This window comes from Pseudomonas sp. 20P_3.2_Bac5 (assembly GCF_025466035.1).
Lineage (GTDB): Bacteria > Pseudomonadota > Gammaproteobacteria > Pseudomonadales > Pseudomonadaceae > Aquipseudomonas.
Genome location: NZ_JANLOA010000044.1, coordinates 1 through 8,760 on the forward strand (window position 1 = coordinate 1; position 8,760 = coordinate 8,760).

3 protein-coding genes and 1 pseudogene are annotated in these 8,760 nt (G+C 67.0%); 1 reads left to right on the forward strand and 3 read right to left on the reverse strand.

Annotation, left to right across the window (positions count from 1 at the left end; translation table 11 throughout):
- Together NTD88_RS07910 and NTD88_RS07915 are read right to left on the reverse strand one after the other, a co-directional pair.
- Positions 1–566 (reverse strand): type VI secretion system Vgr family protein (locus NTD88_RS07910; RefSeq protein WP_262153900.1); only part of this gene is annotated, 566 nt, incomplete at its 3' end.
- Positions 567–796: 230 nt separating this feature from the next.
- A complete protein-coding gene (locus NTD88_RS07915; RefSeq protein WP_262153903.1) occupies positions 797–3,817 on the reverse strand; it encodes an FAD-binding and (Fe-S)-binding domain-containing protein in 3,021 nt (1,006 codons plus the stop codon).
- 153 nt (positions 3,818–3,970) lie between these two features.
- Here NTD88_RS07915 and NTD88_RS07920 point away from each other — a divergent pair, with 153 nt between their 5' ends.
- Positions 3,971–4,867: a LysR substrate-binding domain-containing protein gene (locus NTD88_RS07920; protein ID WP_262153901.1), complete on the forward strand. Its 897-nt coding sequence runs from the start codon at positions 3,971–3,973 to the stop codon at positions 4,865–4,867.
- 36 nt (positions 4,868–4,903) lie between these two features.
- Here NTD88_RS07920 and NTD88_RS07925 read toward each other — a convergent pair.
- A pseudogene (locus NTD88_RS07925) lies at positions 4,904–8,760 on the reverse strand (LysM peptidoglycan-binding domain-containing protein); the annotation flags it as partial.

Below are 8,760 nucleotides of genomic sequence, written 5' to 3' on the forward strand. Positions count from 1 at the left end.
TTGCCGAAGATCCACAGGCGGTCGCAATGGACCAGGCGGTGGCCTTCGGCGCTGTGCAGGAAACCGTAGAAAAAGCCTTCCTCGCGCATGATGCGTTCGACGAAGTGGTAGTCGGTGTCGCCGGCCTGCACGCAGTATTCCCGCGTTTCATGAGCGTTGGTGATGCGCTGTTCGTAGTCCAGATTGAGGGCGTGTTTCTTGAGCATCGCGGTGGCGATGTCGGGCACGGTGAGGGTCTGGAAAATGCGCCAGTCCGACGCCAGTCGCAGGCGAGCCAGGCGCGGCTCGACGACAGCGCGGTAGCGGGTGCGGCGAAAGCCGGTCGCGCCTTGCTGGAACGAACTGACCGAGCCGTGCACATAGCGCACGGGCTGGCCGCCTTGCCAGAGTGTGAGCAGCGCCGGACGGTCGAGGACCTGGCCAAAGTCGACGGCGGGGTTGGCGCAGCTCAGGTCGACTTCGAGGTTGAAGGTTTCGGAGAGGCCTTCGGTGAGGTGAAACTCTACGACTTCGAAGTCATCGGAACCGGCGGTGAAAGTGAAGCGCAGGTCGGATTGGGCGGGCATGCAGTGCTCCCTGCAACTGCGCCCCCAATGCCAGTTTCAGCGTGGGGGCGCATGTGGATAGGTATCCACCAGGGCGCCAGCCAGGTACTTGCTGGCCGCTGACCGCAGGGGATTGCCTGAGGAATGAATTCCGCAGAAATCCTGAATGCCGGTCAGCGGCGGGTATATAGGAAAAGTCCTAATCAAGCCGCTGAAACTACCGAAGTTTTAAGCGGCGAGTTGCTCGCTCATTACCCGATCACATACTGCAACACCACCTCCAGCGGATGACGCAACTGCTTGTCCGCCAGTCGCTTGACCTGGCTACGGCACGAATACCCGGTCGCCAGCGGCTCGCCTTCCTTCTCCAGCTTGCCCGCCCAGGACTGCTCGAAGATGGTCTTCGAGGTTTCCTGATTCCGCGCCTCATGGCCGTAGGTGCCGGACATCCCGCAGCAGCCCGTCGCTTCGGTCGCGAGTTTCAGGCCCAGGCGCGCGAACACTTGTTCCCACTGTTTGGTACTGGCCGGTACGTTGGTCTTCTCGGTGCAGTGGGCCATCAGGCGGAAGTTGGCCGTCTTGCCGCCGACGTGCTCAGGCAGCACGTCCATCAGCCATTCCTGCGGCAACAGCACGTTCGGGCAGCCTTCCAGGCCGGGGACTTTCTGGTATTCCTGGCGATAGACCAGGGTCATCGCCGGGTCCAGGCCCACCAGCGGCACGCCGCAGTCGGCCAGGGCCTTGAGCTGGGTGCCGTTGCGGATCGCCGCTTTGGCGAAGGCGCCAAGGAAGCCTTGCACGTGCAGCGGCTTGCCGTTGGCGCTGTACGGGGCGAGGAACACTTTGTGGCCGAGGCGGTGGGCGAGGTCGATGAACGACGCCAGCAGCGGTGTTTCGAAGTAGCGGGTGAAGGCGTCCTGGACCAGCACGATGCTGCGCTCGCGCTGCGCCGGGGTCAGTTCGCGCAGGGCCGGCACGCTCGCGGCGCGGACGTTGCAGCGGGTCAGGGTGGCCTGGAAGTTGAAGCGGCTGATCAGCGGGCTGTCGACCATGCCGATCTGGTCCGCCAGCAGCTTGCTCACCCATTTCGAACCCATCACCGCGTTGTACAGCCCCGGCGCGTGGGCCAGGTACGGAATGGTGAACTCCAGCGAGCCGATCAGGTAGTCGCGCAGCGGACGTTGATAACGCTTGTGGTACAGCTCGAGGAAGCGCGAACGGAAGTCCGGCACGTTGACCTTGATCGGGCACTGCCCCGCGCAGGACTTGCACGCCAGACAGCCGGCCATGGCGTCGTAGACCTCATGCGAGAAATCGGCCTGGCCGCGTTGCTGGGCGCGGCTATTGCGCAGGCGTTGCGGCAGGCCCTTGAGCCAGGACGCCTTGTTTTGCGCCGCGGCCAGCACGTCGATATTGGCCGAGCCCTGCAGGCGCAGCCATTCGCGGATCAGCGAGGCGCGGCCCTTGGGCGAGTGACGGCGTTCGCGGGTGGCTTTCCATGACGGGCACATGGCGTCGTCGGGGTCGAAGTTGTAGCAGGCGCCGTTGCCGTTGCAGTGCACCGCGCTGGCATAGCTCTGCCAGACGCGCTCGTCGATCTGCCGGTCGTGCTCGCCGCGCAGCGGCGCTTCGTTGACCTTGATCAGGCCTTCGGCGCTGTCCGGCGGGGTGCAGATCTTGCCGGGGTTGAGCTGGTTGTACGGGTCGAAGGCGCCTTTGAGGCGTTGCAGTGACGGGTACAACTCGCCGAAGTAGGCCGGCACGTATTCCGAGCGCAGGCCCTTGCCGTGCTCGCCCCAGAGCAGGCCGCCGTAGCGTTGGGTCAGCGCGGCCACGGCATCGGAAATAGGTTTGACCAGCGCGGCCTGGGCCGGGTCTTTCATGTCCAGCGCCGGGCGCACGTGCAGCACGCCGGCATCGACGTGGCCGAACATGCCGTAGGTCAGGCCGTAGCCGTCGAGCAGGGCGCGGAACTCGGTGATGTAGTCGGCCAGTTGCTCCGGCGGCACCGCAGTGTCTTCCACGAACGGCTGCGGGCGCACTTCACCCTCGACGTTGCCGAGCAACCCCACCGAGCGCTTGCGCATGGTGTAGACCCGCGTGACCGCGGCGGAGCCTTCGGCCAGGGTGTGGCCGAGGCGCTCGACGCTACGGTCGGCCTGCAGGTGTTCGATAAAGGCGGCGACCCGGGCGTTGACCTCGTCCGGCTCATCGCCGCAGAACTCCACCAGGTTGATGCCCAGGGTCGGCTTCTCCGGGTCGGCCGGGAAGTATTCGGCGACGCTGTGCCAGACGATGTCCTGCATCGCCAGCATCAGCACCCGCGAGTCCACCGTCTCGATCGACAACGGCTTGTGCGCCATCAGCGCATTGGCGTCGCGCAGGGCGTCCATGAAGCTGACGTAGCGAACGTTGACCAGCACTGCGTATTTCGGGATCGGCAGCACATTGAGCTTGGCCTCGACCACATAGCCCAGCGAACCCTCGGCGCCGCACAGCACGCTGTTGAGGTTGAACAGGCCGGCGTCGTCGCGCAGGTGCGCGAGGTCGTAGCCGGTCAGGCAGCGGTTCAGTTTGGGGAAAGTGCTTTCGATCAGTTCGCCCTGGGTTTCCTGGATCTCGCGGGCCATGCGGTAGACCTCGCCGACCCGGCCGGGCAGGGCGCAGGCGGCGTCCAGCGCGGCGTCATCGATCGGCAGGCTGTGCAGGCGCTCGCCGCCGAGCAGCACGCTGTGCAGTTCCAGCACGTGGTCGCGGGTCTTGCCGTAGGTGCAACTGCCCTGGCCGCTGGCGTCGGTGTTGATCATGCCGCCGACGGTGGCGCGGTTGGAGGTAGACAGCTCCGGGGCGAAGAACAGCCCGTGGGGTTTCAGCGCGGCGTTGAGCTGGTCCTTGACCACCCCGGCCTGGACCCGTACCCAGCGTTCCTCGACGTTGATTTCGAGGATGCTGTTCATGTGCCGCGACAGGTCGACGACGATGCCGTCAGTCAGCGACTGGCCGTTGGTGCCGGTGCCGCCGCCGCGCGGGGTCAGCTTGATCTGCTGGAAGCGCGGCTCGGCCATCAGCGTGGCGACCCGCGCCACGTCGTCGGCATCCCGCGGGAACACCGCGGCCTGGGGCAGGCGCTGGTAGATGGAGTTGTCGGTGGCGAGCACCGTGCGGGTGCCGTAATCAGTGCTGAACTGGCCACGGAAACCGGCGGCGCGCAGGGCATCGAGAAACGCGGTGTAGTCGGTGGCGGGTGCGCTCACCGGCAGTTGGGCGATCATCACGGGATGGCCTCTTTATAGGTCGGGCTAATCATGAATACCTGACGTGAAGGTATGGTCAGTACGTCGCCAGGTAGTGGATGATGCCAATGATTCCCGAGTCTTGCGCGGCGCACAAACGGATAATGGCGCGGCCTTTGATGAGTTTTATGAATGAATTACCGAAACTTGACCCCGTCGATGTCGCTGCTCCTGGCATTCGAGGCCGCGGCCCGGCATGAAAGCTACACCCGCGCGGCGGTGGAATTGTCCCTGACCCAGAGCGCGGTGAGTCGCCAGGTCCAGGCCCTGGAGCAGCAATTGGGGGTGGTGCTGTTCCGCCGCGAAGGGCGCACGGTCAAGCTCACCGAGGTGGGCCGGGTCTACCAGCGGGAGATCAGCGAGGCCCTGGGCCGGATCCGCAGCGCCACCCTGCATGCCATCGCCCACCAGGCCGGCGGCGGCAACCTGCGCCTGGCGACGCTGCCGACCTTCGGCTCGAAATGGCTGCTGCCGCGCCTGCACGAGTTCTATCGCCGCCACCCCGAAGTGCTGGTGCACATCAATTCCAGGATCGAACCGGTGGACTTCGCCACCAGCGGCATCGACGCCGCCATCGTCGTTGCCAGCGGCGACCAGCCGGGGCTGATCTGCCACCGGCTGCACGCCGAGGAACTGGTGGTGATCCTGTCACCGGCGCTGGCGGCTTCTCGCGAGGTGTGGACGCCCGAGGCGATCAGCCGTCAGCCGCTGCTTAGCGTCGCCAACAACCCGCATGCCTGGGGCGACTGGTTCACCCACCATGGCCTGGCCCATCAGGCCATGCGCCTGGGGCCAAGCTTCGAACTGACCTCGCACCTGATCCAGGCCGTGCGCGCGGATATCGGCATCGGCCTGGTGCCGCGGATCCTCATCACCGATGAACTGGCCGACGGCACGCTCGCCATCCCGGTGCAGCCCTACGCCAGCGCCCGCAGCTATTACCTGGTGTACCCGCCGCGCAACCAGTCGCTGCCGGCGCTGGAAGCGTTTCGGGGGTGGTTGCTGGAAGAGCCGGATATGCGGGTTTGAGGGCGCTGAAAAACCAGCGCCCGGTCGCCAATCACCTCACCGATCCTGATCCAGCACCAACGGCAAATACAGGTTGGCAATCGACAACAGTGGCCGCTGATCCTCTTCCAGTGATGAATACAAGGTCAGCGAGAACAGCCACTCACCCCCTTCACGTTGCGGGTTGACCTGCCCATACCAGGTGTCCACCGCTGTCTGCAGATTACCCGCCGTCCCATCATCGAGAATCTGGTTGGGATACAGGTACACCGGAGTCTCGCTGACCAGCCCGTGGCTCGGGTCCTCCGGGTCGGTTGCCAGTTCATAGGCATAGGCCACGCCGAGGGTGACGCTCAGTTCACCCGCGCTGGCGGCGGCACCGAACAGGGTGTCGAACGCGGTTTGTAGCGCGGCGCTGACGGTGGTCGGTGTAGTGCTCAGCGGCACGCGCTGGTCCCAGGCGTTGAATGGCGTTGCGACGCTGGCGGCTTCCACCCGGTCGGTCTGGAAGACGAACGCCGGGTTGGTCGCGGGGCCGTCGGCACCGAGCAGTTTCTGGTTGCGCCGGACCAGTATCGAGCCGGTCGCGTTCTGCCAACGAGCCACGTTGAGGCCGACGAAACTCAGGCTGAAGGTGGGCCAGGATGCCGGTACCTGGGCATCGTCCGGCACCCGATACAGCGACTCCGTCGCCGAAACCTCCTCGCGCAGCAAGGTGACGCTCAGGCCCGCGGCGGTGAGGGCGGCGACCTCTGGCCAGTTGCCGTCCGGGCCGATGTCGGCGCTGGCGGCGGTCAGGCTCAGGCTGGCGACTTCACGGCTGCCGACCTCCGGACCGTCGCGGTCGGTTACCCGCGCCTGGAAGCTGAACTGGTCGCTGTCGCCGCTCTGCGCCAGGGTGTTCGGCGTGCTTGTCAGGCGTTCGGTCCATTTGCTGGCCACGGCGCTGGCGAGGTCGCGCAAGGTATCCGCGGCATTGCTCTGGGTCGGCGTCAGTGGCCCGGTGTCGGGCAGGGCGCCGAGGATTTCCCAGAGCGGATCGGCCACTGCCACATAGCGCGCCAATTGCACGAACAGGTCTTCGTCACTGGTGGCAAGGAGCATTTGCTGGCCCGGGCGCAGGTTGTAGCGGAAGGTCAGGCTGACATCGTCCTGTTCGGCGTGTTCGTGGGAGTAGGTAAAGCGGTGATCCCACAGCGGCATGCTCGCCAGGGTGGCCGGGCTGTCTACCCGTAGGTTGGCGCGCAGGCGCTGGCTGCGCAGGTTCTGCCGCAACTCGGGGCTGAGCGCGGTGGCCGTGGCGCGCTGCTCGACGATCACCGGCAACGCCGGGAAGTTGCGCAGCGGGATCGGCACCGAGACTTCTCCCAGGTTGGTGGTCAGCGCAGCCGGCAGGTTGGCGCCACCCAACGGCGGCACGAAGGTCAGCCACTGCGAGGCGGCATAGCCGTCGGGCAGGCCGGCGGTGCTGATATTGCGCTCCATGTCGGTGATGCCGAAGGCCATGTTGGCGGTGACCGCGCGGTGGGTGGCCGGGTCGGACTCGGTCAGCAGCAGGGTGATGAAGGGCGAGAAGTCGGTCAGCCAGCACTTGCCCGCGCTCATGCTCCAGGAACGGTCTTCGCCGCCGCTGGTGACCTGGACGCCGCCGTACAGATCGGCCGGCAGCAGGCCGCTGGCGGCGTCTTGCCACGGCGAGGTCACGCTGCGGTTCAGTTGCACCAGGGTCGAGGCGCTCCAGGCCCGCGACAGGCTGACCCCCAGTTGTTGTTCCAGGGTGGTGGCCGCCGCGGCCTGTCCGCTGGCGGCGTCGGGATCGCTGATTTCCAGCACCGCTGCCAGGCCTTCGGGAATCGATCCGGCGAGGCTGCGCTTGACGGCCACCAGGTCGCTGAGGGTCTGCCGGGTGTCCACGCTGCGGTACAGCGCGGCGGCATTGCTCGCGCCGAGGATGCGGTCGACATCGGAAAGGAAGCGGCTGGCCCACGGCTCGACATCGATGCCCTGGAAGTCGCGTTCGCTGCTTGCCGTGGACAGCGTGCCGTCCACCAGCAAGGCCTGGATAGGTACGTCCTGGCGGCTGACCAGGCTTTTGTACAACGGGGTCAGGGCGAAGAAGCGCGGCTGCGGTCCCGCCGCGCCGGGCACCGTGGTGGTGCCGGCGATGGTCAGGGCGCTGATGCCTGCCGGGCCGAAGTCCACGGCCCAGAGGTCGCGGCTGTCTTCGAGGGCGCGGCCGGTGGCGATGCGTAGTTGCGGCAGTGCGGTACGCATGGCGACGATAAAGGCGTTGAAGGCCAGGCCGCCGCCTTCATCCTCGGCCACCGGTGCCTGCGGCGCCGGGATCAGGCTGCTGCTGGTGGCGACACCGCTGCCATCGTCGGCGGCGAAGTCCGGGTTGATCAGCGCCGCGGGACGGCTCAGTTGCAGATGGACACTGAGCGGGAATGACGGTCCCGGATAAGGGCCCTGCGCACCGATCGGCAGGCTGATGCGCACCGTGGCCGGTGGCACCAGGGCCCGTGCGTCGGCGGCGAACAACGGTTGATCGAGGTTGGCCGGGGTCTCGACGATGACCTGGGCGTTGACCTGCACGCCGGCTTCGGCGAAGCGCACGATCAGGCTGTTCAGGCAGTCGTTGGCCCGGGTCTCGACCTGCACCTCGCTTTGCGGCGCAGCGAGGCTGACGCCGGCGGCGATCAACCCCGGCGTGCCGGCGTTGGCCAAGGCAAAGGCCCCGGCGGAAACCCCCAGCAGCGCGGCAATCTGCGCTGGAGTGGTCGCGCTGGCAAACAGAGCCGGCGGGCAGATCAGCAGGGCATTGCTGGCCAGGGCACTGCTGTTGTCGCCGATGCTGGCGAGCAGGTCCGCCAGGGTCGCGCCGGATGCTTGCTGCTGGAGTTGGGCCAACGTTGCGGCGAGGCTCTGGCCGCTGCTGGCGGTGGTGATGCTGTAACTCACGCCCGACACGTCGATGACCAGCGTCACCCCGCCGGCGATCAGGCCGGGTATTTCCAGGTTGGCCTCGGCCAGGGCCTGGCTGGTGTCGGCAACACCCCAGTCGAAACGCGGCGCGATGTTGTCGAGGCTGTCGCCGGCCTGCACGCTGTAAGGCACGCGCAACGCGCTGTCCGGCGCCGGCCAGGCCACCCGCCCGGGCAGGGCGAAGGCGCCGTCGGCGGGCACCGCCAGGTCCGGGTTGGCCTGCAACAGCAGTTCGGCCGGGCAGGCGTGGGCGTCGGCGAACTGGTGCAGGGTCTGTGCGCCATCGGCGGCGATGCCGGCACCGTCGTTGAAATCCCCCAGATACAGCAGGGTGCCCATGTCGAACAGGTTCAGCGTGGCGGTGTTCAGCGCCGCCAGCGCGGTCTGGTCGAGACCGCTGCCATTGCGCGCCAGCGTGTCGTCGTGGCCGGCGACCCACACGGTGCTGGAAATCATTTGGCTGGCCTGGAAAATCCCCGGCAGCGCCTGATGACTTTGCCCCAGGTCCGCCGCAGTGACGTTGACGCCCTGGCTGGCGAATGCCGCGCAGACATCCAGCAGCGAGCGGATCGGGTTGGGCGCATCGCTTGTGGTGACGGTGATCGAGACCAGGGTGTCGTCGGACACGGCCACCGCGAAAGTGAAGCCCGGCGTGAGGATGGCCGCGCTGGCGTTGTCGCTGGCCAGCAGGCCCGGCAGGGTGCCGAGGGCGTTGGCCAGGGTCGCCAGGTTGGCGCTGCCGTCGCCGGTGCTGCGGGTCAGCGGCGGCGAGACCGCCAGCACCGCGCCGCTGCGCAGCGGCAGGTCGCCGTTGGCGGGCGAGGCTAGCAGCGTTTCGGCGCTGATCACCGGCCAGCCGCTGGGGCCAGCGGTGGTGGCGATGGTCGTTGCGCTGTCGTTCTCGGCGACGATCGCGTAGGCCGGCACCG